Raw genomic sequence first — 26,320 nt, 5'->3', positions numbered from 1 at the left:
CCGGCCGCTGCAAGCATCTGGGGCTGTGTTCGGGCCACTTCAGGGGGGCGAGGGCGGCTCCGACGCAGCCACGTCCTCACCCGTCCCCGCATCGCCCCACTCACAAGGAGCCTCAGGAGTGACGAGCACCTTCCGCGCCACCCGGTCCACGCCATCCGCAGCCCGGTCGTCAGGGCGCAGACGCGCCGTGGCGACCGCGACCGTCACCATGGCCACGCTCATCGCGTCCGTCCTGCCCCTCGCCTCGGCGGGAGCGCAGGAGAGCCCGCAGGGGACCGCGACGGCCACCGTGCCCGGAGCGCGGACGGTCCCGCTCACCACCGCGCAGCGAGGGCAACTGCTCAAGGCCGCCGCCGACACGAGCGCCGGTACGGCCGAATCGCTGAAGCTCGGCGACGAGGAACAGCTGATACCGAGGGACGTCGTCAAGGACGCCGACGGCACCGTCCACACGCGGTACGAGCGCACCTTCGCCGGTCTCCCCGTCCTCGGCGGCGACCTGGTGGTCCACGAGCGGGCCGGCGCCCGGACGGTCACCAAGGCGTCGGCCGCGAGGCTCACGGTGCCGACGACCAAGCCCGCCCTCGCATCGGCGGAGGCGCGGAAGTCGGCCCTGGACATCGCCGGCCGGGAGGAGACCCGCAAGGCAGCGGTGGACCGCGCCCCGCGCCTGGTGGTCTGGGCTGCGACCGGCGCGCCGACCCTAGCGTGGGAATCCGTCGTCACCGGCGTCCAGAAGGACGGCACCCCCAGCCGCCTCCAGGTGGTGACCGACGCGAAGACCGGCAAGCAGCTCGCGAGCGTCGAGCAGGTCCACTCCGGCACCGGCACCGGTCAGCACAACGGCACCGTGCAGATCGGCTCCGTCCGCAACGGCGACGTCTTCGAGCTGGTGGACGCCGCCCGCGGCAACCACGGGACGTACGACTACGACACCCGCGAGGTCATGACGGACGACGACGACGTCTGGGGCGACGGCACGCTGTCCAACCGCCAGACGGCCGCCGTCGACGCGGCCTACGGCGCCCAGCAGACCTGGGACTTCTTCCACTCCCGCTACGGCCGCGACGGCATCGCGGGCGACGGCGTCGGAGCACGCTCCTACGTCCACGTCGGCGACCGGTACGTCAACGCGTACTGGGACGACGAGTGCTTCTGCATGAACTACGGCGACGGCGAGGACAACGCCCGCCCGCTGACGGCCCTGGACATCGCCGGCCACGAGATGACGCACGGCATCACCTCGGCCACCGCGGGCCTGGTCTACAGCGGCGAGTCCGGCGGCCTGAACGAGGCCACCAGCGACATCATGGGCACCGCGGTGGAGTTCTTCACCAACAGCCCCAAGGACGTGCCGGACTACCTCATCGCCGAGAAGGTCGACGTCTACGGCACCGGCGTACCGCTGCGCTACATGGACCAGCCGTCCAAGGACGACGTGGGCTACGGCGCGTCGCAGGACTACTGGACCACCGGCACCAAGCACCTCGACCCGCACCAGAGCTCGGGCCCGGCGAACCACTTCTTCTACCTGCTCTCCGAGGGCAGCGGCAAGAAGACGATCAACGGCGTCCGCTACGACAGCCCGACCGCCGACGGCAAGGCGGTCTCCGGCATCGGCCGCGAGTCGGCCACCGACATCTGGTACCGCGCGCTGACCGTCTACATGACCAGCACCACGGACTACGCCGGTGCGCGCGCCGCCACGCTCCAGGCCGCCGCCGACCTCTACGGGATGGGCAGCAACAAGTACGAGGCGGTCGGCAACGCCTGGGCCGCCGTCAAGGTCGGCTACCGCTTCGTCGACCACATCGCGGTCGACAGCACGAACCCGCGGCGGACGGCGACCGGCCAGCAGGTCACCTGGCAGATCCAGGCACAGAGCTCCCGCCCCGGCCCCCTCACCTACTCCGCCAAGGGCCTCCCGCGCGGCATGTCCATCAACGCCAGGACCGGCCTGGTCTCCGGGACCCCGGTGAAGGGCGGCGAGTACCGGCCCGCCATCACCGTCAAGGACGCGGCGGGCAACTGCCGTACCGTCCACTACCAGTGGACCGTCCTCGCCTCCGGCGGCGACGTCTTCGTCAACCCGAACCGGTACGACATCCCCAACTGGGCGGTGATCGAAAGCCCGGTCACCGTCAGCGGCCGCACGGGCAACGCCCCGGCCGACCTCAAGGTGACCGTCGACCTCTACGCCGTCCACGTCGGCTTCTACGTCATCGACCTGGTCAGCGAGGACGGCCGGGTGATCCCGGTCAAGGGCTGGTCGCAGGGCCCCGTCGCGATCCCCGAACTGCACCAGACGTTCACCGTCGACGCCTCCGCCGTCCCGGCCAACGGCACCTGGAAGCTCCGGGTCAGGGACAACACCCCCGGCAACTTCATCGTCCTCCCCGGCTACCTCGACACCTGGAGCCTGGGCTTCTGAGCAGCCTCCTTGCGGGGCGCGGCCTCACGGCACGGCGGCATGCCGTGTCGTGAGGCCGCACCTCGTTCCCGCAGGTACGGCGCCTCCCGAGCCGAAGCACATCGCGAGAGGGTGCCATCGGGGGACTCGGACTGTTCTAGGCTCAGGGGGGTGCATGCACGTACTGCCCTGGAACAGTGGCTCGCCGGGCTCTCCTCCGAATCCCTGACCGCCCTGCTGGAAGAGCGCGAACTGCCCCGTGCCGCGGGCTATGCGCCGGTCACCACCTTCCGGCAACTGGCTGAGCACCTCCTCACCGACGACTCCGTGGAGCGCGCCGTCGCCGCGGGGACGGGCGGGGAGGCGCAGTTGCTGGCGTGCGTGGCGGCCCGGGCCCTGGAGACGTACGGGCCGGTGCCCGCGGCCGAGCAGCACACGTACGCCTGGCGCCCGGCGCCGCCGCCGGTGGACCCCTACACCCGGCTGGTGCCCGAGGCAGAGGTTCTGGACTGGCTGGAGCAGGGCGGCACACCCCGCGAGAGGACCGCGGAAGCCCTGCAACGGCTCCGGGAGCGCGCTCTGGTGCTCCCCGCGCCGCACGGCCGGCTGGCGCTGCCGCCGCTGCTGCATACATCGGCGGCCCGGATGGACGGCTACGGCAGGCCAGCCGACCTGCTGCTCACACAGGCGTACAACGCGCCCGAGATCAAACGGATCGCCGCCGCCCTCGGCATCGAGCAGCGCACCCGCGCGGACGCGCAAGCAGCGGTCGGCGCGCTGCTCGCGGACCCCGGCCGGGTGCGGGAGCTGGTGGCCACCGCCCCGGCGGCCGCTCACGAACTGCTCGACCACATGCTGCAGGGACCCCCGCTGCTGCGCACGCACTGCTTCGTCCCCCGGTTCGGCGACTACGCGGGACCGGACCGCAAGTACACGTTCCGGGACGGCGGCAGCGGGGACGAAGGCACCGACTGGCTCGCCGGACACGGCATGGTGGTGCCGGTCGGGCCTGATCTGGTGGAGCTGCCGTACGAGGTCGGCCACGCACTGCGCGCGGATCAGCCCGCGCCCGCGCCGAGCCTGGACGCGGAGCCGCTGACGTGCCTCACGCGACTGCCCCCGGACTGGGCGGCCCAGGGCGCGGTGGCGGCGGGGGCCGCCGCATGGCGGGCGGAACTGGTGCTGCGGGAACTGGCCGCGCGTCCGGTGGCGGTGCGCAAGGCCGGCGGGATCGCCGTGCGCGACACCAGGAGGCTGGCCAAGGCGGCCGGGACGGACGAGGCACACACCCGGCTGTGGCTCGACCTGGCGGTGAACGCGGGCCTCGCCGCCCCCCAGAGTGAGAAGGCGGAGCCTGCCGCTCGCGGCCGGGGGCGCAGGCGACCCGCCGCTCCACCACAGCCGGCGCGTCTGCTGCCCAGCGAGCGCTACGACGCCTGGGCCGCGGCCACACCCGCCGGAAAGCTGCTGCCGTTGACGGCCGCCTGGGCCGCGGTCCCCGAGGTGTTCACGTACTGGCCGCAGGAGGGCGAGACCCCGGTCGCGCTGATCAGCCCCCAGGACCCCTACGCGGCGCCGCTGCGGCACGGCGTGCTACAGGCGCTGGCCACATTGCCGGACGGATACGGGCTGACCGCCGGGGGAGAAGGACGCGACGAACTACTCGAGCGCGCCGTCTGGTTCCGGCCGGTGCTGATCGCGCCCTACGAGGACGAGGACCTGGAAGGGCGGCTCGAGGCCACGTTGGCGGAGGCCGAGCTGCTCGGCCTGATGGCCCACGGCGCGCTCACCGAAGCCGGCCGCGCGGTCGCCGGACTCCTGGGCGCCGGGGCCGCCCGCCACTACCCGGCCGTGCCCGGCGCGGACGCCGACCCGGCGGCCGAGGGCGCCGACCGGCTCGGGGAGGGCCTGGCCGAGCGCCCGGCCCTAGCCAAGGCGGTGGCCGCGCTGCGCGAGGCCCTGCGCTCGATGCTGCCGGCGCCGAGCACCACGGCCCGGTTCCAGGCCGACTCCACAGCCACGGTCACCGGCGCCCCCGCCCCCGATCTGGCAGCGCTGCTGTCCGCGGTCGGCGACATCGAGTCCGAGGGGCACGCCGTGGTCTGGCGCATCACGCCCGCCTCCCTGCGCCGCGCCTTCGACGCGGGATGGGACGCCGACGGCATCCTCGAACGCCTCACCGCCGTCCGCCGACCGGGAACGGAACTGCCGCAACCGCTCACGTACACGGTCAAGGACGTCGCCCGCAGCCACGGGCGGCTACGGGTGGTGCGTTCGGCGTGCTGCATCCGCTCCGACGACACGACACTGATCGCAGAGGTCACGCAGACGCGCGGCCTCGCCAAGCTGGGCCTGCGACGAATCGCCCCGACGGTGCTGATCTCCACCCTGCCCCCGGACGAGACCCTCGCCGCCCTGCGCACGGCAGGCTACGCCCCGGCCCTGGAGGCGGAGACGGGCACGACGGTCCTGGAACGCCTACCCGAGGAACGGTCCCGCTCCCTGGTCCCCACCCTCGACCAGGCACACCCGCAGTACGGGGAGCCCGTCCGCGGACTGCCCTCCTCCGCCCGGGAGATGGCGCTACGGCTCGCCGCGCGCTGAACCGGGGCGGCGGGACAGGGTCAGCGGTGCTCCGTACGCCGGCGTTCCGGGAAGGAGCACACCGCGGTGTGGACGAGCCAGCCCGCCGCCGCGCCGAAGGCGTACCAGAGCAGATCCGGCGGATTGAAAGTGGAACCGAGCACGAGACGGGCGACGACGCTGCGTTGGGCGAGCTCCGCGGGCACGTCGCTGAGCTGCAGGAACTCGATCACCCAACTGGCGGCCAAGGCGCTTCCGGCGGCCATCAGAGGCGTCACCCGGGGGGCCACCAGAACGACGAGGGTGACGAGCAGGACGGTGTAGAGCGCGTCTCCGCCGTACTTGGCGACGCTCCCCTCCGCCACGGCCCGGAGCCCCAGCCCCGCACAGAGGGTGGTGACCGCAGCCGCGGCTGCCGTCAGTCGGGTCCGCGCCGAGTCTGCGGGGCGGTGGTGGGATTCGGATGCCGGGGTCACGGGGCCATTGTGTCGGACGCCCGGAGGACGCCTGTCGGGCGCAGCGCCGACTCGTGCTTCCGGCGCCTACCGGTCCTTCGGTGAAATGAAGGAACGGATGAGCCTACGGATCAGCTCCGCCGCTATCAGGGCCGGCAGTGTCGGAGCCGCGATGTGGACGTCGATCCGGATATGCGAGGCGAACGCGATTCCCAGGACCAAGGCGACCAGGACGACAACGACCGCTGTGGGTGTGCGGATACCGCGACTACTTTGTCGGGGTTCTTCGGTGGACGGATAATGTGTGTGCGTGTCCTGCGGCACGCCGGGGGACCTCCCATCCCTCTTCTTCGGAGGGAATCGCCGCGTTCAGGCGGGGAGGGAATCCGATCCTGAGCCCTGCGGCGCGGAGCGCCGCAGCATCGCTCCGGAATCCTCCACCAGTGGCCCGCGCTCAGTCGGGCCGCTTCTGGTTCTCGATGTAGTCCTTGACCACCTGGAGGGGCGCTCCACCGCATGAGCCGGCGAAATAGGAGCCGGACCAGAAGCGGCCGTGCATGATTGCCTGGTTGGCATGGCCGGTGTACTCCTGCCGCAGGCGGCGTGAGGAGACGCCTTTGAGGGAGTTGACCAGGTTGGAAAGTGCGACCTTTGGCGGGTAGTGCACCAACAGGTGCACGTGATCCTCTTCGCCGTTGAACTCGGTCAGGTCGGCCTCGAAGTCCTGGCACACCTTCCGCATGATTTCTTCACAGCGCGTCAGCATGGCGTCATTGAAGACGGTCCGCCGGTATTTGGTGACGAACACCAAGTGCGCGTGCAGGTTATGGACGACGTGACGGCCGCGCCGTACATCGGGGTTTGGCTCCCAGCGTGGTGACATGAACCAATGTTAGAGTCGAGGTCGACTTGTACCGAAGGGGGTGGGCTGGTGATCCGTGCGTACAAGTTCCTTATGCGGCCCACCGTCGGTCAGGACCAGGCCCTCTCCGAGATGCTGCGGGATCACTGCTCGCTCTACAACGGCGCGTTACAAGAACGCCGCGACGCCTACCGGCACGTGTCGAAGACGAGCGTCACGTACGGAATGCAGTCCGCGCAGCTCAAGGACATCCGGGCATTCGACGCGGAGTGTCAGGGCCGTTGGTCGTTCTCCTCGCAGCAGGCCACCCTGCGCCGGCTGGACAAGGCGTTCGCCGCGTTCTTCCGCCGCCTCAAGGCCGGCCAGGCGCCCGGATATCCCCGCTTTCGAGGGGTGAACTGGTTCGATACGGTCGACTTCCCCAAGGATGGGGACGGCTGCCGCTGGGACAGTACGCCGCACGACCCGGTCACCCGCGTCCGCTTCCAAGGTGTCGGGCACGTCAAGGTGCATCAGCACCGGCCGGTGGTCGGCAAGGTCAAGACGGTCAGCGTCAAGCGCGAGGGCCGTAAGTGGTTCGTCGTGCTGATGGCGGAACAGGACCAGCCCGAGCCGCTGCCCGCGACGGGCAGTGTGGTCGGCATCGACCTGGGCATAGCCAACTTCCTCGCCGACTCGGGCGGCGGATTCGTCCCCAGCCCGCGCCACGGCCGTGCCAACGCTGCGAAGCTTCAAGCCGCGCAGCAGGCCCTGGCGAAGTTCCCGCGTGTACGCCGGGACAAGCGCACGGCCAACCACCGCCGCGCGGTGGAGAAGGTCGCCAAGCTGCACGGCAAGGTCCGCCGCCAGCGGCTCGACCACGCACACAAGACCGCCCTCACGCTGGTCCGCGAACACGACTTCATCGCGCACGAAGACCTCAAGATCCGCAACATGGTCCGCGCCGCCAGGCCCAAGCCCGACCCCGATAAGCCGGGCGCGTTCCTGCCCAACGGCGCGGTGGCGAAGACCGCACTCAACCGCTCGATCAACGATGCCGGATGGGGGGTGTTCCTGACAATCCTGCACGCCAAGGCTGAAAGCGCCGGACGGGAAGTGATCGCCGTGGACCCCCATAACACCTCGCGCCAGTGCCCGCAATGCGGACATACCAGCGCGGAGAACCGGCCCACACAGGAGAAGTTTCACTGTGTCTCGTGCGGCCACACCGCGCACGCTGACACGGTGGGCGCCCTGAACGTTCTACGGGCCGGGCTGGTCCGTCGCGAAGCCCAACCGGCATAGCGAGAAGCCACCCCGTTTACGGGGTGGAGGAGTCACGGGCAGAGTGGAGCCCACGCCACGCCGGGGATCGGTCCACCCGGTATCCTGAATTGATTTCGCGCCTGACGGCAGCGTGGGCGAAATCCGGACAACCATGCCACGCGGCTTTCCGGGCAGTTGGGCCGTACTGCCAGGTCAGGGCCGCGACCGACTACAGGATGGGCATTTTGCGGCCATTCTCGGAGCGGTATCGCTCCGCAAAGGTATTGCCTTTGCTTTGCCGACCTGCTGCCATTGTCCTCGAGGCCACGACGAAATCCGGTTCACCGGATCTTATCCCGTGAGGCACCCAGGCAGGGTGTCCCTGGGGTATAGGTGGTCTGTTTGGCTGACCCCGGCCGTTGCCACTCGCACCAGGGGACAGGGCCGGGTTCTGTTGCAGCGGAGTCGGCCCGATCGTGCCGACGCCGCGCACGCGTCGGTGGCTTCACGTACCCCGCTTGGTCGACGCCTTCACGGCTCTTGCCGCCGCTCGCCACCCCTTCGCCCGTCGTGGCTCTCGCGGATGTGCTCGCCCTCGTCCAGCAGTCGCTGTTCACCCTGCCGGACAGGACGCGCCCACCCCCGAGTCTGCTGCTCAAGTCCCGTTGCCTGTCGGTTAGTCGGTGGTTGAGCGGGTCGTGGTTGCCGCTGCGGGTGGCGTCCGGGCGGGGGGCCGCCAGGTGCCAGGGTTCCTGCGCACGCTGCTCATTGGGCGTTCAGTACTGCAGGGATGTTGACCTGTAGGTGGATGGATTCGTACATGCTGTAGTCGCTGTACTCCTTCATCTCGAGTGCTTGGTGGGCTTGGTCGGCCGGCAGTCCCTTGTCGTGGGCGTCCCGTGCCAGGCCGGTCAGTTCCTCGAGGTAGGCGATCGAGTGCAGGATGTCTGCACGGCGCATGGTGCGGCCGTGGCCCGGCACGATCAGGGTGTCGTCGTCGAGGACGTCGTAAAGGCGCCGGTAGGTGGCGAGGGCCTCGTGGGCTCGCCCCTCCAGCAGCCACGGGAATGCCGGGGGCGGCGCCTGCAGCATGTTCCCGACGAAGACGATGTTGTCCTCGCGCATTCGGACGACCAGGTCGCCGTCGGTCTGGGCGAAGCCGATGTGGTCGATGTCCACGTGCTTGCCTCCCAGGTCCAGGGAGCACGGCCCGGACACCGCAACGTCCGCCGAGCGGGCCACCACCTCCTCGATTCCCACGTTCGGGCCGAGCAAGTCGATCATGAAGGCGCGGTCCTGCTCGAATCGCTCGTCGATCGCACGCTTGGTCGCCTCATGGTGAATGATCACCGTCTGTGACGGGAAGGCGAAATTTCCGAAGCAATGATCACCGTGGAAACTCGTGTTGACCAGGAACCGGATGGGCAGCGAGGTCACTGTGCGCACCGCGCCGATGACCTGGGACGCCAAACGGCCGTTGCTCAGCGACTCGACCACCAGCACTCCCGAATCGCCGACGGCGAAACCGGCGTTGGTCGCGGTGTGGTCGGTGTCGTCGACATCCGCTGCCATGACCGCGTACACGCCGTCGCCGAGTTCGCGCGTGTGCATCCGGACGTCGCCGAGTTCGAAGGGCCTGTTCTTCTGCTGCATCGTTCGTTTCTCTTCTGGAAGGCGGGTCGGCTGGTCGTTCTCGCTCGGCGCCCGCGGCTTGAGGCGCCTGGACCTCTTCTGGACCTGTCCCATTTGTCTCACGGCCTGACGGCAGTTGCATCCTGCCCCGACGCGGAATTCCGTCGACGCCACGTGAAGGGCGTGGCGAGACGCGATATGGGCCTGACGGCACACCGTGCCCGGGTGAACGCCCGCCGCGGGCGGCTCGGGCCGGTCAGGGGAGGACCTTGCCGAAGACCTCGTTGAGGGCTTCGGTCGAGCTCGGGTGGGTGTAGATCGAGTCGCGGAGCTGCGTGGCCGTGATGTGGTGCCGCATCGCCAGCGCGACGGTGTTGATGATCTCCTGCGCGTCGATGCTGAGCAGGGCGGCCCCGAGGATGAGATCGGTGTCCGGGTCCACGATGAACTTCATGACGCCGCGGGTCTCCTCGACCGTGTATGCGCGGGGCATGGCCACGATGTCGGCGACCTTCTCCCGCGAGACCTTGATGTTCAGCCCCTGTGCGCGCGCCTGGCTCTCGGTCAGTCCCACGGTGGCGAGCGGGGGTGTGATGAACAGGGTGTGGGGCACGGCCCTGCGGTCGCTCGTGGTGCGCTTGCCCTCACCCAGGAGCTGGTCCAGCACGATGCGCGCGTCGTCCAGGGAGATGTAGGTGAACTGCTCGCCGCCGTTGACGTCGCCGAGTGCGTAGATGTGCGGTTGGCTGCTGCGCAGGTACTCGTCCACCACGATCGCACCGTTCGGTGCGGTTCGGACGCCGGCGGCGTCGAGCCGGAGGCCGTCGGTGACGGGGCGGCGCCCGGTGGCGGGCAGCAGCGCGGAGGCCTCGACGGTGTGGGTCCGCCCGTCCTTCTCGTAGACGACGGTGGAGACGGCGCCGCTGTCACGCACCTCGGTGACGTTCGCGCCGGTGATGAGGCGGATGCCGTCGCCGGTGAGGATCTCCCCGACGGACCCGGCGATGTCCTCGTCCTCCCGCGGCAGGAGCCGGTCGGCTGCTTCGAGGACCGTCACCTCGGTGCCGAAGCGCTGGTAGATCCCCGCGAACTCCAGGCCGAGGTATCCACCTCCCAGGACCACGAGACGCTCGGGCAGGTTCTGCGTGCGGGTGAGCTCCGTGCTGGAGACCAGATGGGGGCTGCTCGCAAGGCCGGGAATCGGGGGGATCACCGGCTCCGATCCGGTGTTGACCAGGATCGTGGGGGCGGTGACGGTGACGAGGTCCGGTCCCTCCCCGACGGCGACGGTGTGCGGATCGACGAACCGGGCCGTGCCGGTGATCACCGTCGCGGTGTCCCTGCCGTTCAGCGCCTCGAAGTTGCCGGCGCGGAAGGCACTGGTCAGCGCGCGGACGCCGGCGATCGAGTGGGCGAAGAACCCCTGCGCGTCGTCCTTGAGGCGTTTGGTGCCGGCATAGTGGACGAGCATTTTGGTCGGTACGCAGCCGACGTTGGGGCAGGTTCCGCCGTACATGTTCTCGGACCGCTCGATCAGGACCACGCGGCGGCCGGCCTCGGCGAGCGCATGAGCGGCGGTCTTGCCGCCCTTGCCGAAGCCGATGACCAGGACGTCCGCGGTGAGTGCTGTGGTGATCTCCATGCGTCGAGTCTGCGACCCGGCCACTGGGGCAAATAGACTCGAGCGTCTCACTGTCCTGCCCGAAAGTCTCACCGTGGACTCTGTCAGCCGACTGCTGCGCCTGGCCCGGCTCAGGGCCGACCTCGACAAGCGCTGCCTGCTCGGGGCCGGCACCAGGATGGACGTGCCGGCTCACGGCGAGCTGGAGGCGCCCTTCCACGTGCTGCTGGAAGGCACATGCCGGCTGCAGGTGGGCACGGTCCTGCTCGACCTGCGCCCCGGGGACGTGGTGATGATCCCGAGCGGCGCCCCGCACCGGGTGATCACCGACGGCGGAAGCGGCCAGGTGGGGACGGCGGAGGCGGCCGGGGACGTGTTCGTGACCACGCGCAGCGAGCACGGCGCGGAGCCCGTCATCGACCTGTTCTGCGGGCACTACACCTTCGACGCCGGTTCGGGCTCACTGTTGTTCGCGAGCCTGCCCGACCCGGTGCACGTCTCCTTCGGGCAGTCGGCCGAGAGCGACGAGGTGCTGCGCATGCTCAGTGCCCTGATGCGCGGTGAGGCGAGACGTGAGGGCGAGGGCACCGCGGCGATCCTCTCCGCCCTGTGCACCGTGCTGCTGGCGATGGTGCTGCGTACCGCGCGGGGCGATGTCACCCGGACCACCCTGTGGACCGCGGCGGCCGACGGCCGCATCGCGTCGGCCGTCGAAGGCATGCTCAACGACCCCGGAGCCGACTGGACGATCGAACGGCTCAGCCGCACGGCCGCCATGTCCCGCGCCACCTTCCTGCGCCACTTCACCCGGGACACCGGGACGACCGTGGGCGCCTTCCTCACCCGGGTACGGCTGATGGCGGCAGCGGAACTGCTCACCAGCACCGACGCCACCGTCGCGGCCGTCGCCGGCCAGGTCGGCTACTACTCCGAGTCCGCGTTCTCACGGGCCTTCCGGGCCCATCTCGGCACGACACCCGCCCGCTTCCGGCGCGAGAACTCGCTGCGCGGGGTGTGACGGGTCCGGCGCGATCGTGTCCGCGGTCGCATCCTGCTCGTGGGGACGATCATCCCGTGCCCACCCTCACCGCGCGCGGAAGTGAGCAGCGGAATCCGCACCTCGACCGCAAGCGCCGGGTACGGGTTCCCCGGTCCGGGGTCCGCCTCGCACCTCCGCACCGAGGTAATTCCCTTGCCCCAGCTACGTCCGCCCATTATCGTCAGGTTGACATTTATGGGAGGTCGCCGCGTGGCTCTCGCGGATGTGTTCGCCCCGCTCCAGCAGCCGCTGTTCATCCTGCTGGACACCCCCGTCAGCTGGGTCGAGGTGCTGGGCTTCGGCAGCGGCGCGCTCTGCGTGTGGCTCGTGGCCCGCCGGCACATCGCCAACTGGCCCGTCGGCATCGCCAACAACCTCTTCTTCATCCTGCTCTTCGCCGGTGCCGGCCTCTACGCGGACGCCGCCCTGCAGATCGTCTACGTGGCGCTGGCGGTGTACGGGTGGTGGTCCTGGGCCGCCGCGGGATCGGCCGCCGGGCGGCTCGCCGTCAGCCGAACGGACCGCCGTACCTGGGCGGTCCTGGCCCCGGCGACGGTGATCGCCACCGCGCTCCTGACCGTGCTGCTCGACCGGGCCACCGACTCCACGGTGCCCTTCTGGGACGCGCTCACCACGGCCTTGTCGCTCGCCGCCACCTACGGCCAGTGCCGGAAGAAGATCGAGTCGTGGTACCTCTGGATCGCCGCCGACCTCGTCTACATCCCCTTGTACGCCTACAAGGGCCTCTACCTGACCTCGCTCCTCTATGCCGGCTTCCTGCTGCTCTGCCTGGTCGGCCTGCGCGGCTGGATCGGCGAGTCGGCAGCCCGTACGAGTACAGCGACCCCGGCGGAGGTCGCGGCGTGAGCGAGTTCGACCACGGGCTGGTGCTCGGCAAGTTCTACCCGCCGCACGCCGGCCACCACCACCTCGTCCGCAGCGCCGCCGCGCGGTGCCGCAGGCTCACGGTGCTGGTCTGCGCCTCCGCCGTGGAGTCCGTCCCCCTCGCGGAACGCGTCGCGTGGATGCGGGAGGTGCACCCGGAGGCGGGCATCGACATCGTCGGCGCCGTGGACGACATACCCGTCGACTGCACCGACCCCGCCGTCTGGGACGCCCACATGGCGGTCTTCCGGGCCGCCGTCCCGGATCCCGTCGACGCCGTCTTCACTTCCGAGCCGTACGGGCAGGAACTCGCCCGCCGCTTCGGCGCGGCGGCGGTGACGGTGGACCTGCGCCGTACGGCACACCCCGTCTCCGGCACGGCCGTCCGCGAGGACCCCGTCGCCTGCTGGCACCACCTGGCCGCACCGGTACGGGCGGCCCTGGCCCGCCGGGTGGTGGTCGTCGGCGCGGAGTCGACCGGCACCACCACCATGGCCCGCGCCCTCGCGGAGCACTACCGGGCGCGTGGCGGGGTGTGGGAGGCGACGCGCTGGGTGCCCGAGTACGGGCGCACCTTCAGCGAGGAGAAGTACGCGCGGCTGCGGGAGACCCGGCCGGACGCCACGTTCGACGAAGTCACCTGGGACTCCGACGAGTTCGAGGTGATCGCCGAACGCCAGCACGCCGAGGAGGACGCCGCCGCACGGACCGGGTCGCCCGTCCTGTTCTGCGACACCGACGCCATGGCCACGACCATCTGGCACGAGCGCTACATGGGCGGACCCAATCCGCGCGTCGAAGCCGTCGCCGCGCGGGGCCGGCAGCACCTGTGGCTGCTCACCGACGACGCCGGTGTGCCCTTCGAGGACGACGGGCTGCGCGACGGCGAGCACCTGCGCTCCTGGATGACCGACCGCTTCCGTACCGAACTCACCCGCCGCGGCCTGCTGTACGTGGTGCTCACCGGCCCGCACGAGCAGCGGCTGCGGACGGCCGCGACCGCCGTCGACACGCTGCTGGCCCGCGGCTGGGGGTTCACCGCGCCCTTGCCGGAGCGGGTGAGGTACAACGCGCCGGAGTGACCCGGGCGACGGCGACCCGCTGGATCGGTGTTCGGAGCGACGGGACCGGAATCGGCGGCGAAGATCGGCCCGTCCGGTGGCACGCGCCGACGGGCGGACCCGCAGGCGGGACACGGCACTCTACCGTCAAGCGGGTTCACTCGCAGCCCGCGGGTTCCCTCGTCGAACCGGTACGGATGGCGGTGAAGGTGCTGTCCGCGAGGCGCTCGCTCATGGCATCATCGGCACTCGCCACGCTGACTTCACGGGGGAGATCATGGCGGAGCAGGCTAGTCCACGTCGCGCGCCCAACCGGGCCGCCGGTGCCGTCGGCGGCAGCGTGGCCGTGCTGAGCATGACCGACCCGCGCAGGCCGCCCGTTCCCGCGTAGTCCGCCCTGGTGCGGCACTCGGGCGATTGAGTGCCCAGCGCCACCCAAAAGAGGGCCGGATTGGCGGCCGCACACCGCATCCCGGCTCGCTCACGATGAGGCGTTTTCGGCCAAGCCGAGAGTTGCCTGGCTTGGCCATGCCAAAACATGCGCTTCGGAATCCGTCAGCCGGATCATCCATGGGGGGTAAGGGTATGGAAACAAGGGTCAGTACGCGCGTCTTACCGCGCCACGAGCGCTTCGACTTCTGGCAGGAGATGGTCGAGCGAATCGTGGCGCCCCTTGAGATTTACAGTGACCATACGGCGGATTTCGACGCCACCATTCATGCGGTCGAGGCCGGCCCGCTGCGCGTGGCGTCCTTCGATCAGCCCGGTCTCGAGGCCAGGCGCACCGCACGGCTGATCCGCCGGTCGGACCCCGACGTCTATCACCTGGGGCTGATCACACGGGGGACGGCCTGGCTCGTGCAGGGCGACCGGTCGGCAGTGTTACCGGCGGGGACCCTGGTGCTCGTCGACTCCTCACGTCCGTACACCAATGTGCTGAGGGCAGAGTCCGGCAACGTGCGGGGCCTGACCGTGAGCATCCCCCGGGGGCTGCTGCCCGTGTCCGCGAGAGCCGCGGAGTCACTACTGGCCACGCCGATGTGCGGGCGGACGGGGACCGGTGCGCTGACAGCGGCCCACCTGAGCGGTCTCCTGGCCCACGCGGGCCAGTACAGCCCCCTGGACACCGCCCGCCTGGCAACCGTCAGCCTGGACCTGATCTCCGCCCTCCTCTCCCAGCGCCTGGACTTCCGGCAACCCTCCCAAGCTTCGGACACCCGGGTGCTCTTCGAGCGCGCCCTCGCCTACATCCAGCACCACCTCGGCGATCCCGCTCTCACCCCCGGGCGCATCGCCGCGGCACACAACGTCTCTCCTCGCACGCTGGAACGCCTCTTCCGAACCCACGAAACCACCCCTGCCGCGTGGATCCGGACCCGCCGCCTGGACCGCTGCCGACGCGACCTCTCCGACCCCCTGCTGCGTGAACGCCCCATCCACGCCACGGCCGCCCGCTGGGGATTCGCCAGCCCGGCAAACTTCACCCGCACCTTCCGCGCCGCCTATGGCATCAGTCCCCGCGAGTGGCAGCAGCTCACAGCGGTTCCGGAGGCATGACGCGAACCGTCAATGCACTGTCGCCACAGGACAATGCCTTCGTGCCCCGCACCCGGCAAGCTCGAACCCGCCACCGAACCACGGGGACACACCGGCGACGCGCCGGACGCCAACAGCGACAGCTGTGGACGACTGTCCCGAGGGGGCACTGCGAAGCACACCCGGGTGGGCGGACGACGTCCACCCGAGACGACACGTGAACTGGGGGATCCATGAACCGATCCATCGTCTCCGGCGCCCTTGCGCTGGTCTCCGCCGCGGCCTGCCTGGTGCTCGCTCCTGCCGCGTCCGCAGCGCCGCAGGCCTGCGTGACGTCGACGCTCAACACCGGGTACGAGGCCCAGGGCACCATCACCGCCGTCAAGTCGTCCACGAGCTCGTGCAGCGACCTCAACCTCACCTACACCGACGACAAGTCGGCGGACAACTACGACTACTACGCCGGCCGCCTGCGCCGCTCCTCTGACGGCAGCTGGTTCACCTGCTCCAGGGGATACAGGACCGACGTCAGGGTCTACGACGGGAACCACAGCGTCAGCGACCCCTTCTTCTTCCTGTGCACCGACGTCGCCGACGGCACCCGCTTCGGGGTCGCGAGCTGGCTGGACAGCGGCGACACGGTCAAGATCACTCACTGACCCCAATTCCGCGCCTCGCCGGGGTGCCGCCTGTCGGCGGCCCCCGGCCACCGGAGGAGAGGAGCGACCCGGATGATCCGTCCGGCGAGCCCGTACCGATTCGTGGCCCGCGTCGTCGCGGCGGCGGCCGTCGCCCTGTCCGCTGCCGCCTGCTCGACCGGCCCCATCCCGTCGGGCAGCGCGCCGGTCGCCCACGCCGTCCCCGCCCGCCTCACCCACACCCTGCCGGACGATCCCGTACGCATGCTCTTCCCCGCGACCGGCGCCGAAACCCGCTGGACCCAGGGCATGGACGTCCTCCGGCAGCAGGCATCGCGTTACGCGGCGGCCTCTTGCGCGCGCGACGCCGGAATCAGCCTGCCCGAACAGATGCCGGTCGCCTTCATCCCCTTCGGAGACATTCCCGACCTGGACTTCATCGACCGGCACGGATTCGGCCAGAGCGCCGAAGTGCCGGCCCCCGCCGCCGGCGCGCTCACGGCCCGCTCCGGCAATCCCGCCGCCGCCCGATCCGCCGACCCGGCCGCGATACGCCGCTGCAGCGACGCAGGCTCCGCAGCTGCCCGTCGGACTCGCGATGCCTTCGCCCCGCTTCAGGGAGAGTGGTTCCGCGAACTCGCCTCGCTGCGCCGCGACCCTGCCACCATCCGGGCCCTGGGCACCCTGCCCGGCTGTCTCGCCGGACACGGTTTCCACGTCCGCGACGAGGACGCGTTCTTCGGGCTCGTCGACTCCCGCCTGCTCACCGCCGACACCATCGACCTGCCGCGCGTGAACCGCGAACTCGGCCACGCCTACGCCTCCTGCATGCGCCCGGTCGAGGCCGTCCGCGAACCGGCGCGTCTGCGCCTGCGCACACGCTTCGTGGACGAGCACGCCGACCAGATCCGCGAGCTGCGAAAGACGCTCGTCCCCTCACTCCGCGGCACCGAGGAACAGTACGGCCTGCGCCTCTCCTTTCCCGCGCCCTGACCGGCCGGCAGTGGGAAGCGGAAGTGTCGTCGTGGTGGTGTGTGCGGGAGGCGAACACCGTTGATCTTTCCGGTCCTGCAGCCAGGTGGGAGGCGACCTGTTGCGTCTCCGTAGCTGGGAGAGGACTTTTGCCTTGCCAGGAAGCGGAGCTTCGGGATCAGTGAAGACGCGGCAAGCGATGTTGGCCTGGATCTCCTCCGGCCAGAGCAACGTGTGGAGGACGAGCATCCCGTGGCGCGGCCGCAGCACCGCCAGGCGCTCCCTCGTCCGCAGAGTCACCATCGCCACGGCGACCGTGCCATGCCGCGCCAGGGCCTCGACGAGCAGCGCGTACGGCCGCTGCGCCTGCTCGCCGGCCGCACCGACCCAGTAGGGCTTCGAGTACCAGACCGGGTGGACGTCCCGCTCGTCGACGAAGCCGAGGACCTTGACCGTCTTCCTCGTCGGGATGGGGAGCGGGGCCAGGTCCTCGTCGAGGAGCACCACCGTGCGGCCGTCAGGCCGTTCCAGCCGCGCGCGATCTCCGACTGCGGCACCTCGACGTCCTCCCGCTCGCGGACCTTCCGGTGGCGGATGCACGCGCCATCGCTCGCGTGGACCTGGTGGAAGCCAGCGCCGTGCTCCTCAGTCGCTGTGAAGAGCTGCACCGGGAGCGTCACGAGCCCGAAGCTGATGAAGCCGGTCCGCGTCGCGCGCATACGGACAGCGTGCAACCCGGGGCGGTACGCCGCCCGGCACGCTGCTCCGGCCCGGTGACCATGGTCCAAGCCACGGCAATCCGTTTCCCCAGCTACGGGCGTGCTGGAACACTTGAGCGGTGAGCGAAGCACCGCATGACGACACACACCTCTATGCCCTTCTCGGCCTTCGGCTGGCGCGCGCCTGCTGGCGTGACAGCCCCGCGTACGCGCCGGGACGGGTGGGAAGCCCGTGGACGTTGCGCCGGTCGTGAAGCTGCGATTCGCCCAGCCCTGGCCACGACAGACGCCCGGTTTGGATCACCAATGCGCCTGTCCGAGTCACTTTCGGACGTCCCGCGAGCGAGAGACGCGCGGTGGGGGTATGTCGTTTCGCGCAAGGTGACCTTGGGATCCGTGAGGAGATCAGCTATGTACGCAGTAGTTCGGCGTTACGAAGGGGTGACCGACCCGGCTGGGGCGGGGCGACGAGTGGCCGAGGGATTCGTGGCTCTCCTCCGCCAAGTCCCCGGGTTCGTGGCTTACTACTGGGTTGACGCCGGGGATGGAGTGATGGTCTCTACCAGCGTCTTTGAAGACCAAGCCGGGGCCGAAGAGTCGGTCAAGAGGGCGGCGGACTTCGTACGTGACAACCTCGCGTCACTGCTTCCCAACCCCCCTCAGGTCACGGCCGGCCAGGTTGTGGCTGCCGGGTAGACCTGCGGAGTGGTGCTGGATCTCAAGTGCCCCCATTCCGACGACCTGGCCTTTTACGAAACTCCGGCGACAGTCAGATGGGGGGAGCCTCGTCAACGTTCGGGGTTCGTCATTTCTGCGGACTGACCTGCGCCGATGCCTCAAGATCCCTTCCATGGATAGTCCACGGACCTCGTCCTAGGCCCGCTTCCGGCGGCATACGCCTGCGCATACGCGAAGACCCCGCATCCAGCGTTATGGCTGGTAGCGGGGTCTTTCGGCACCTCGTGCGAGGTGCCCCCGCAGGATTCGAACCTGCGCACACGACCCGGAGGCGGTGACCGCCGTCGATGCGCTGCTCGCCCGCGGCTGGCGCTTCGCCGCCCCGCTTCCGGAGCGCGGTGGGCTCGCCTCACCGCGGTGACGCGGTGTCCGCCGGGACGCCCGGTGGTCCTTCCGGCACACCTTCCGCCGGGAGGGCCGTGAAGCGGTGTTCTCGGAGGTCGCCCCGTGCACTTCCCTGTGCCCTTGACCTGGGGCTGTGCATAGCCAGACGGCGTTGTCAGTGATCGCGGATATGTTCATTGACGTCCCGCCGATGTGGCGCGGAATACCCCCATGCTGCACAGGAGATGGCGCGTTGTCAGATTGGGAGAAATCGAGCACGGCACGGGTGACGGCACCCGCCCGGCCGCGCAAGCTCGCCAAGGTACCGTTCGTCGAACTGGCCGACGGACGACTGCAGGGCGTGGTGTCCAGCGGCTCGGACATCGAGCGGGTCTACGTCTCGTCGGTCGCCGCCGGCACCTACGCCTACACCTGCAGCACCAACAACAACCGGCCCTGCGGCGGCGCACGCGGCGGCTTCTGCAACCACATACGAGCCCTGATCGTCGAGGCCGTCCTGCAGTACGGCGCCGAGCGCGTCTCCCGCTACGTCAAGGTCGAGACCGCGGGCGGCGAGCCGGACGCCCAGACCCTCACCGCCGCCATGACAGGCGCCCGCCCCTCGCAGGGGGACAAGCAGGCCGCGGCGCCGGTCTTCAGCCGGTTCCTGCGCCACCTCGCCTACCTGGAACTCGCCCCCACCACCGCCCCGCTGCCGGAGATGCAGTGGTTCCCGCCGACCAGGGCGGTGGCGTGATGCGCCACGACCTGCTCACGGAAGCCCTCCCCGGGCTCGACGAGACCCTGGCGGCCGTCGACGCCTTCGACGCCACGCTCGTCGCCGGACTGCTGCGCCCGCAGCCCGCCCAGACCGCCGGCCTGACGGAACTCGTCCACGCCGTCGCGGGAACCCCGCTGGCCGCCAGGGTCGCCGAGGCGGCCGAGAAAGCGGCGGCCGGCGCCGCAAGCGAGGACCACCTGGTCGTCCTCGCCGCCGCCCGCACCGCGCTGCTCGGCGCCGCCCACGACGCGCTGACGGCCCGGATCCAGGAGGCCACCGGCCGCCCCCGCGCCGAAGAAGACGCCCCGGAGCCCGAAGGCGGCCAGGCCCCGAACCTGCTGGCCGCCGCCCGGTCCTGGCTGTCCGACCTGGCCCGCTCCGGCTGGCAGGGCCTCGACCACGACCTCGTGTCCGGCGCCGCACAGATCGTCTCCGCGATGCTGCCCGACCCGACACTGCGCCGCCTGGCCACGCTCCTCGACGGCTTCGCCACCGAACTCGCCGCCTCCTGCCCCGGCGCCACCATGGAACGATTCCCCGCACGCCGCTGGGCCGACCTGTGGTCACGCGGGATGCTGCTGACGCTGCCCGGCGCCACCGGCGCACCCGCCACCAGCACGGCAACCGGCCGCCTCCTGCCCCTCGGCGTCGACCTCCAGGAGCACGCCACCGCCGTACAGGCCCAGGTCCACGCCGTGCTCGAACCCGCGGACGGCACGACACCCCGCCTGGTGCGCGCGAGCGTGTCCGCGCCCAAGCCCGACTCCGTCGTCGGCGCCGGACTCTGGCAACTGCTCCGCCCCCACATGTCGCTGCTGGCCGCCATCAGCGAGGGCCGCTCCATGGACCTCACCGGCATGCCCGTCACCACCGAGGGCGACCTGCTCTGGAACGACGCCCACGCCCAAGCGGGCGAGCCCGCAGACGCCTTCGCCACCGCCCGCGTCGCACTGCCCACCGCCGCCGACCCGACCGTCGCACCCCTGGACCGCCACCCCACGCGCATCGCCGTACCGGTCTTCCTGGAGGGCTACGCCGCCGGGACCGAGGACGGCGCGGTGACGTTCACCGCCGCCGGGCAGACCCTCGCCGTCGACACCGACCGCGTCCCGGCCGCCGGGCCGCTCACCCCCGAGGCGATCACGGCGTCAGGCGCCTGCATCGCCCTGCTCCGCTGGGACGACGGCACGTACCGGGTCCAGCCGCTCGCCGTCGAGACGACCGTGCGGAAGAAGGCCGTCACCGTCCACGCCGGGGCATGGGCGGGCGGGACGACCGACAAGAACGGCGTCAAGGCCGAGAAGGCCGCCACCGACGCCGTGGACGTCCTGCGGGAACGCGCAGGAAGGCTGCTGCGTAAGTGACCGAACAGATCACCGGGCAGACTGGGCACTTCGACGGCACCGACGGGCCTCCCGTCGCCGACCCGTACGACAACCGCCGCCAGGTCCTGTACTGGCGCCTGCTGGCCCGGCTCTTCGACCCCGAGGAGCAGGCCACCCTGGAATCGGCGAGCCTCGCCGTCGTCGAGGACATCGGCCTGCCGCCCGCCCTGCTGGACCCGCAGGCCTCCGTCGACTCCATCGTGCAGCGCCACCCGGAGCTGGCCGCCGAGCTCGACGGTCTGATGACCCCCGAACCCGAACCCGAGGACGGCGCACGCGACCGGGCCGCCGAGGTCCGCCGCGCCGCACTGGTGTCGAAGGTGCTGCTCAACGTCTTCGCCTCCGGCTCCGGCACGGTCACTGCCGGGCAGCTGGCACGCTGGCAGTCCGACGCGGGCTGGCTGGAACGCGCGCTCGGCTGCCGTCCCGGCGAGCTGCGGGGCGGCCGCGCCGGGGGACGGGCGGCAGGACGTGGCGTCAGCCCGACCGGTACCGGCGGCGGGGGCACCACGCCCGACCTCAGCCGGCTGATCCCGGCGATCGGCCCCGAACTCGGCTCCATCGAGGCCGACCTCGTCAAGCGGATGCATCTGCGCGAAGTCCTGGCCGACCCCAAGCTCGCCGCACAGCTGACCCCGAGCATGTCGCTGATCGAGCAGCTGCTGCGGGACAAGAACAACCTCTCCGGTGTCGCCCTGGCCAACGCCAAGTCCCTGATCCGCCGCTTCGTCGACGAGGTCGCCGAAGTACTGCGCACGCAGGTCGAGAAGGCCTCGGTCGGGGCCGTCGACCGCTCGGTCCCGCCCAAGCGGGTGTTCCGCAACCTCGACCTCGACCGCACCATCTGGAAGAACCTCACCAACTGGAGCCCGGAGGAGCAGCGGCTCTACGTCGACCGCCTCTACTACCGGCACACCGCCCGCAAGACGACACCCCAGCGGCTGATCGTCGTCGTGGACCAGTCGGGCTCGATGGTCGACTCCATGGTCAACTGCACCATCCTGGCCTCGATCTTCGCCGGGCTGCCGAAGGTGGACGTCCACCTCATCGCGTACGACACGCAGGCGCTCGACCTCACGCCCTGGGTCCACGACCCCTTCGAGACCTTGCTGCGCACCCAGCTCGGCGGCGGCACCGACGGCACGGTCGCCATGGCGCTCGCGCAGCCGAAGGTCGCCGAGCCCCGCAACACCGTCGTCGTGTGGATCTCCGACTTCTACGAATGGCGGACGGAGCCGCTGTTCGAGAGCATGGCCGCCCTCCACCGCTCGGGGGTCAAGTTCATCCCCGTCGGCTCGGTGACCAGCTCCGGCCGCGGCAGCGTCAACCCGTGGTTCCGGGAGCGCTTCAAGGACCTCGGCACACCGGTGATCTCCGGGCACATACGCAAGCTCGTCCACGAGCTCAAGACGTTCCTCGCCTGAGCGCGCCCCAGGCAGCCCAAGGCACCACGAAGCAATCCAACGCAACCCGAGCAGCACCCCATCACGCCCGAAAGGCCCCTCATGTCCGACCTGTTGCGCGCCCCCGCCGAGACCAAGTACGCCGAGGAACTGGACTGGCTGGAGTCGATCGACGACAACCCCAAGCCCTTCTCCTGGCGCCTGTCGCCGAAGATGGTCCGCCTGTTCATCCTGGGCTCCGAGCCCTCCGACGGCCTGGACCGCGAGATCGCACAGAAGTGGTTCGGCGACCGCAGCTTCGTCGAGCGCTCCATCGTCACCCTCGCCTCCGACCGCGGCCTGCTGCTCATCGGCGACCCCGGCACCGGCAAGAGCTGGCTCGCCGAGCTGCTGTCCGCCGCGATCTCCCGCAACTCCACCCTGGTCGTCCAGGGCACGGCCGGCACCACCGAGGACCACATCAAGTACTCCTGGAACGTGTCCATGGTCATCGCCAAGGGACAGTCACGGGAGTCGATGATCCCCTCGCCGATCATGACCGCCATGGAGACCGGCGCCATCGGCCGCTTCGAGGAACTCACCCGCTCCACCAGCGACGTCCAGGACGCGCTGATCTCCATCCTCTCCGAGAAGTACATCTCCGTCCCCGAACTGGACGGCGACAGCGACAACATCGTCTTCGCCAAGCCCGGCTTCTCCATCATCGCCACCGCCAACAGCCGCGACCGCGGGGTCAACGACCTGTCCTCGGCGCTCAAGCGCCGCTTCAACTTCGTCCGCATCCCCGTCGTGACGAACAAGAAGAGCGAGGCGGAGATCGTGCGCTTCCGCACCGAGGAGCTGCTGCGCCGCCACCAGATAGAGCTGGACGTGCCGCCGACCCTGCTCGACGTGCTGCTGCAGAGCTTCGCAGACCTGCGCGCCTCAGCCGCCGCGGCCGGCAGCGACGACGAGAAGCTGGAGTCCGCGCTGTCCACCGCCGAGCAGATCGGCGTGCTGGAGGACTCCATCCTGCACAGCAACTTCTTCGGCGAGCGCGCCCTGACCGCCCGCACCCTGGCCTCCTCGCTCGTCGGCTCGCTGGCTCGGCGCGAGCCCGAGGACCTGGCGATCCTCAACAAGTACCTGCACGGCGTCGTCGAGCCGCGCAGCAAGGACGAGGGCGGCGCCTGGCCCGAGTTCCTCGAGGGCGGCCGCGACGCGATCGCCACACTGTCATGAGTGGCACCCACGAGGGCACCTTCGAGGCACTGCGCACGCAGCTGCGGGAGGCCGCCACGACCTTCGCCGACGGGCCCGACGCCCTGGAGGGCATCCTCCTCGGCATGGTCGACGACGTCGACCGCGCGGTGCGCGAGCCGCTGGAGGTCTTCCCCGTCTGCCACCACTCGCCCGCCTCGGCGGTCGCCATGGCGCGCCGCCTGCGCGAGAAGCAGCCCAAGGTCGTGTACCTGGAGCTGTGCGAGGACATGACGCCGCTGCTGACCGAGCTGCGCAACTGCAGGCTGCCGGTGGCGGTCCAGGCGTACGCGAGCGAGGCCGACGGCTTCCCCGCCGACTGGGCCCCGCTGTCGGTGGTCGCCCCGATCACCGAGGCCTCGGCGGAGTACCAGGCCATCGCCTACGCGCTGGACACCCCGGGCGTGGAGCTCGTCCTGGTCGACCGCTCCTCCGACCACGTCTTCCAGTGGGACGCCCGCGCCGAGCGACCCGACACGCCGGACGACCCGGACGCCCCGCCCGCCGAGGAGGAGGCCGCGCTGCACGGCGACGCGGTCGGCGTCGAGATCGGCGACCTGCGGCCGCGCTTCGCCGAACTGGAGGAGCACCTGCTGCGCCACGGCCGCGTGCGGCACTGGTCGGAGTGGTGGCACCAGTACGTGGAGCTGCCGCTCGGCGACGCCGACCACGACACGTACCGTCAGGTCATGTTCCTCATCGGCAGCCTCTTCCGGCGCCTGGCCCCCGGCGACCCGCACCGGGTGCGCGTGGACGAGGACCGGGAACGACACATGTGGACCCGGATGCGCGAACACCTGTCGGCCACCGGCACCGACCCGGCGGACTGCCTCTACGTCTGCGGCGCCTTCCACGCCGCCAGCCGCGTCGCCGAGTTCGGCGTGGAAGGCAGCGACACCTTCGAGATCACCCCGCGCAGCGCCACCAAGTGGCTGCACGGCCTGATCCCGTCGAGCCACGCGGCGATCGAGGCGCAGTTCGGCCTGGCCGCGGGCTCGGTGTCGATCGCCGCGACGCAGTGGACGAAGAACCTCAAGCGCACCCGCGTCAAGCCGTACCGCCTGACAGGCCAGGCGGGCGCGAAGAAGACGACGCCCGCCAAGACCCCGCCCCCCGCGCCGCAAGCACCAGTGGGCGACCAGCTGACCGGCTTCCTGCAGCGCCCGCCCGTCCTCGACCAATTGGACGAGGCCGAACTGCTCGGCTGGTCGGTGGACGTCGTGCGCGCCGCCCGGCGCAACGGCTACCTCGCCTCGACCGCCGACGCCATCGCCGTGTTCGAGACGTCGATCCTGCTGGCCGGGATGCGCGACCGGGCCAAGCCCACGCCGTACGACTTCCAGGACGCGGCCGTCACGTGCATCGAGAAGGACGCGGTGCCCGGCCGGCGCGACGTACGCCGGCTCGTCGAGATCATGATGGGCGGCGACCGCATCGGCCAGGTCGGCTACGACGCCCTGCCGCCCCTAGCCCGCGACGTGCACGACCGACTCGCACCCCTGGGCCTCAAACTCCAGCAACGCGGCGTGCAGCGCGCCCTGCTCGACATCGCAGGCCGACCGGAACTCGGCCCGTGCTCCGACGTCCTGTGGATGCTGCGCCGCCTGATGCCCGAGGGCACCGCCCGCCCGATCATGGGCGAGCGGAAGCTCGGCGAACGCCCGATCCAGGAGTCCTGGGACCTGGCCCTCGGCACACACCAGCGCGCCCTGATCGAGCTCGGCTACGAGGGCGTCAGCATCGAGCAGGTCCTGGAACAGCGCCTGCGCCGCCGCGCCTACGACCCCAAGGCCACCGCGGCAACCGTCCTCGAAGCCGTCGAGGACGCCACCCTCTACCTGAACAGCCGCCGCCTCGCCGACGAACTCGGCACCCGCGCCCTGGAAGTCCTGTCCGCCGAACGCACCGTCGACGGCGCCCCGGAGGTGCTGCACCGCGTACGACGGCTCCTCTCCTACTACCGCACCAGCGAACCGACACTGCCGTCGTGGATCGAGTCCTTCACCAAGGCCGGCTACGCGCACTACTGCACCCTGCTCCCGACCGCGTTCACCGACGACGACGCCACCGTCCGCCAGGTCGCGGCCATGCTGGGCTTCCTGTTCAGCATGGAGACCCTGGCCCTGTCACTGGGCTGCGACCGCACCCAGCTGGAACTGGCCGTCACGCAGTCCCACCCCCAGGACCCGTCGAAGACGGCCCTGCTGTGGGCAGCCCAGGTCCACCTCGGCACACTCACCCGCGCCGAACTGCGCGCCAAGTGCGACGAACTGCTCGCCAACCCCCTGGTGGTCCCCGCCTACCCCCGCTACCTCAGCGGCCTCCTGCACGCCCTGGAACCCGTCCCGGGCCTCGCCGACGTCGTCGTGGAAGCCGTCTCCAACGCCTTCGCCCGCCTGCCCGACCAGGTCCTCCTCCCGTGGCTCCCCACCCTGATCATGAGCCTCCGCAACGGCGGCACGGAGCTGGCCCCGCTCCTCATCCGCGAAGCCGGCCGCATCTTCCCCGGCCGCCTCCCCGCCCTCGACGCGTGGATCCCCCCGTGGCGCGCCACCCAGCCGGTGCCGCCAGCCCTGACCGTGGCACGACAGTCCCCCCGAGGCGCCACGATCCTCAGCGCCCACCCGGCGACGACCGACGCACTGGCCAGCCTCCTGGGCTGCAACGACCCTTGGGCGACGCCAGAACCGGAGCTGGCGGGCGCGGCACTGCTCGACCGTTACCCGACCACAGCTGAGGCACTGGAGGCGTTGTTGGCCAGGGCATGAGATCGGGACACGGACAGGCCCGGC

Annotated in this window: 19 protein-coding genes and 1 pseudogene; 14 read left to right on the top strand and 6 right to left on the bottom strand. The window is 70.6% G+C overall.

Translation table 11 applies throughout. The features are described from left to right. The first annotated feature begins 187 nt into the window (after positions 1 to 187). Together ACFV3E_RS31380 and ACFV3E_RS31375 are read left to right on the top strand one after the other, a co-directional pair. Positions 188 to 2,431: a M4 family metallopeptidase gene (locus ACFV3E_RS31380; RefSeq protein WP_500537732.1), complete on the top strand. Its 2,244-nt coding sequence runs from the start codon at positions 188 to 190 to the stop codon at positions 2,429 to 2,431. A gap of 150 nt (positions 2,432 to 2,581) precedes the next feature. Beyond that, positions 2,582 to 5,014, top strand: a complete 2,433-nt coding sequence (locus tag ACFV3E_RS31375) for a helicase-associated domain-containing protein (RefSeq protein WP_500537731.1) — start codon at positions 2,582 to 2,584, stop codon at positions 5,012 to 5,014. A gap of 20 nt (positions 5,015 to 5,034) precedes the next feature. On the opposite strand, the gene ACFV3E_RS31370 is transcribed toward ACFV3E_RS31375, so the two are convergent. Both ACFV3E_RS31370 and tnpA read right to left on the bottom strand, forming a co-directional pair. Then, complete coding sequence (locus tag ACFV3E_RS31370) at positions 5,035 to 5,469, bottom strand: ribosomal maturation YjgA family protein (protein ID WP_500537730.1); 435 nt, start codon at positions 5,467 to 5,469, stop codon at positions 5,035 to 5,037. A gap of 433 nt (positions 5,470 to 5,902) precedes the next feature. Next, positions 5,903 to 6,331, bottom strand: coding sequence for an IS200/IS605 family transposase (gene tnpA / locus ACFV3E_RS31365; RefSeq protein WP_500537729.1), 429 nt, complete (start codon positions 6,329 to 6,331; stop codon positions 5,903 to 5,905). A 48-nt stretch (positions 6,332 to 6,379) separates the two neighbouring features. Here tnpA and ACFV3E_RS31360 point away from each other — a divergent pair, with 48 nt between their 5' ends. Further along, complete coding sequence (locus ACFV3E_RS31360; RefSeq protein ID WP_500537728.1) at positions 6,380 to 7,594, top strand: RNA-guided endonuclease InsQ/TnpB family protein; 1,215 nt, start codon at positions 6,380 to 6,382, stop codon at positions 7,592 to 7,594. A 726-nt stretch (positions 7,595 to 8,320) separates the two neighbouring features. On the opposite strand, the gene ACFV3E_RS31355 is transcribed toward ACFV3E_RS31360, so the two are convergent. Both ACFV3E_RS31355 and ACFV3E_RS31350 read right to left on the bottom strand, forming a co-directional pair. Further along, positions 8,321 to 9,361, bottom strand: coding sequence for an MBL fold metallo-hydrolase (locus tag ACFV3E_RS31355; protein WP_500537727.1), 1,041 nt, complete (start codon positions 9,359 to 9,361; stop codon positions 8,321 to 8,323). Positions 9,362 to 9,443: 82 nt separating this feature from the next. After that, on the bottom strand, positions 9,444 to 10,829 hold the full coding sequence (locus ACFV3E_RS31350) for an FAD-dependent oxidoreductase (protein WP_500537726.1): 1,386 nt from the start codon (positions 10,827 to 10,829) through the stop codon (positions 9,444 to 9,446). Positions 10,830 to 10,902: 73 nt separating this feature from the next. On the opposite strand from ACFV3E_RS31350, the gene ACFV3E_RS31345 reads away from it, so the two are divergent. The 6 genes from ACFV3E_RS31345 (at position 10,903) to ACFV3E_RS31320 (ending at position 16,960) form a co-directional block, all read left to right on the top strand. Beyond that, positions 10,903 to 11,826, top strand: coding sequence for a cupin domain-containing protein (locus ACFV3E_RS31345; protein WP_500537725.1), 924 nt, complete (start codon positions 10,903 to 10,905; stop codon positions 11,824 to 11,826). Between the two features lie 231 nt (positions 11,827 to 12,057). Beyond that, positions 12,058 to 12,714 carry a nicotinamide riboside transporter PnuC gene (pnuC, locus tag ACFV3E_RS31340; protein WP_500537724.1) on the top strand — a complete coding sequence of 219 codons (657 nt, stop codon included), beginning with the start codon at positions 12,058 to 12,060 and terminating at the stop codon, positions 12,712 to 12,714. Further along, on the top strand, positions 12,711 to 13,814 hold the full coding sequence (locus tag ACFV3E_RS31335; protein ID WP_500537723.1) for an AAA family ATPase: 1,104 nt from the start codon (positions 12,711 to 12,713) through the stop codon (positions 13,812 to 13,814). The genes pnuC and ACFV3E_RS31335 overlap by 4 nt, the downstream gene beginning before the upstream one ends. A gap of 627 nt (positions 13,815 to 14,441) precedes the next feature. Continuing rightward, a complete protein-coding gene (locus tag ACFV3E_RS31330; RefSeq protein ID WP_500537722.1) occupies positions 14,442 to 15,350 on the top strand; it encodes an AraC-like ligand-binding domain-containing protein in 909 nt (302 codons plus the stop codon). Positions 15,351 to 15,562: 212 nt separating this feature from the next. Further along, positions 15,563 to 15,988 (top strand): hypothetical protein, encoded by a 426-nt coding sequence (locus ACFV3E_RS31325; protein ID WP_500537721.1) that lies wholly within the window; start codon positions 15,563 to 15,565, stop codon positions 15,986 to 15,988. A gap of 72 nt (positions 15,989 to 16,060) precedes the next feature. Then, positions 16,061 to 16,960 (top strand): hypothetical protein, encoded by a 900-nt coding sequence (locus ACFV3E_RS31320; RefSeq protein WP_500537720.1) that lies wholly within the window; start codon positions 16,061 to 16,063, stop codon positions 16,958 to 16,960. Here the strand turns inward: ACFV3E_RS31320 and ACFV3E_RS31315 are convergent. Then, positions 16,904 to 17,446: a Ku protein gene (locus tag ACFV3E_RS31315; RefSeq protein ID WP_500537719.1), complete on the bottom strand. Its 543-nt coding sequence runs from the start codon at positions 17,444 to 17,446 to the stop codon at positions 16,904 to 16,906. The two genes, ACFV3E_RS31320 and ACFV3E_RS31315, sit on opposite strands and share 57 nt — an antisense overlap. Before the next feature lie 35 nt (positions 17,447 to 17,481). Further along, positions 17,482 to 17,658, bottom strand: a pseudogene (locus tag ACFV3E_RS31310) (Ku protein); the annotation flags it as partial. A gap of 1,273 nt (positions 17,659 to 18,931) precedes the next feature. Here ACFV3E_RS31310 and ACFV3E_RS31305 point away from each other — a divergent pair. The 5 genes from ACFV3E_RS31305 to ACFV3E_RS31285 all read left to right on the top strand — a co-directional run bounded on the left by ACFV3E_RS31305 (position 18,932) and on the right by ACFV3E_RS31285 (position 26,296). Next, positions 18,932 to 19,477 (top strand): hypothetical protein, encoded by a 546-nt coding sequence (locus ACFV3E_RS31305; RefSeq protein WP_500537754.1) that lies wholly within the window; start codon positions 18,932 to 18,934, stop codon positions 19,475 to 19,477. Continuing rightward, positions 19,447 to 20,865, top strand: a complete 1,419-nt coding sequence (locus tag ACFV3E_RS31300; RefSeq protein WP_500537718.1) for a hypothetical protein — start codon at positions 19,447 to 19,449, stop codon at positions 20,863 to 20,865. Before ACFV3E_RS31305 ends, ACFV3E_RS31300 begins: the two co-directional genes overlap by 31 nt. Next, a complete protein-coding gene (locus tag ACFV3E_RS31295) occupies positions 20,862 to 22,310 on the top strand; it encodes a VWA domain-containing protein (protein ID WP_500537717.1) in 1,449 nt (482 codons plus the stop codon). Before ACFV3E_RS31300 ends, ACFV3E_RS31295 begins: the two co-directional genes overlap by 4 nt. Positions 22,311 to 22,391: 81 nt before the next feature. Next, the gene (locus tag ACFV3E_RS31290; RefSeq protein WP_500537716.1) at positions 22,392 to 23,510 is read left to right on the top strand and encodes an ATP-binding protein; all 1,119 of its coding nucleotides are present in this window, start codon (positions 22,392 to 22,394) and stop codon (positions 23,508 to 23,510) included. Next, on the top strand, positions 23,507 to 26,296 hold the full coding sequence (locus ACFV3E_RS31285; RefSeq protein WP_500537715.1) for a DUF5682 family protein: 2,790 nt from the start codon (positions 23,507 to 23,509) through the stop codon (positions 26,294 to 26,296). The genes ACFV3E_RS31290 and ACFV3E_RS31285 overlap by 4 nt, the downstream gene beginning before the upstream one ends. Positions 26,297 to 26,320: the final 24 nt, after the last annotated feature.

This window comes from Streptomyces sp. NPDC059718 (assembly GCF_042733315.1).
Taxonomy (GTDB): Bacteria; Actinomycetota; Actinomycetes; order Streptomycetales; family Streptomycetaceae; genus Actinacidiphila.
The sequence above is the reverse complement of the archived record's forward strand: the minus strand, read 5'-3'. Positions and strand labels throughout refer to the sequence as shown.

Coding starts and splice junctions, on each gene's coding strand:
- tnpA (WP_500537729.1), bottom strand. CDS start 6,331: ATGTCACCACGCTGGGAGCCAAACCCCGATGTACGGCGCGGCCGTCAC.
- ACFV3E_RS31330 (WP_500537722.1), top strand. CDS start 14,442: ATGGTCGAGCGAATCGTGGCGCCCCTTGAGATTTACAGTGACCATACG.
- ACFV3E_RS31320 (WP_500537720.1), top strand. CDS start 16,061: ATGATCCGTCCGGCGAGCCCGTACCGATTCGTGGCCCGCGTCGTCGCG.
- ACFV3E_RS31285 (WP_500537715.1), top strand. CDS start 23,507: ATGAGTGGCACCCACGAGGGCACCTTCGAGGCACTGCGCACGCAGCTG.
- ACFV3E_RS31325 (WP_500537721.1), top strand. CDS start 15,563: ATGAACCGATCCATCGTCTCCGGCGCCCTTGCGCTGGTCTCCGCCGCG.
- ACFV3E_RS31350 (WP_500537726.1), bottom strand. CDS start 10,829: ATGGAGATCACCACAGCACTCACCGCGGACGTCCTGGTCATCGGCTTC.
- ACFV3E_RS31290 (WP_500537716.1), top strand. CDS start 22,392: ATGTCCGACCTGTTGCGCGCCCCCGCCGAGACCAAGTACGCCGAGGAA.
- ACFV3E_RS31305 (WP_500537754.1), top strand. CDS start 18,932: ATGTGGCGCGGAATACCCCCATGCTGCACAGGAGATGGCGCGTTGTCA.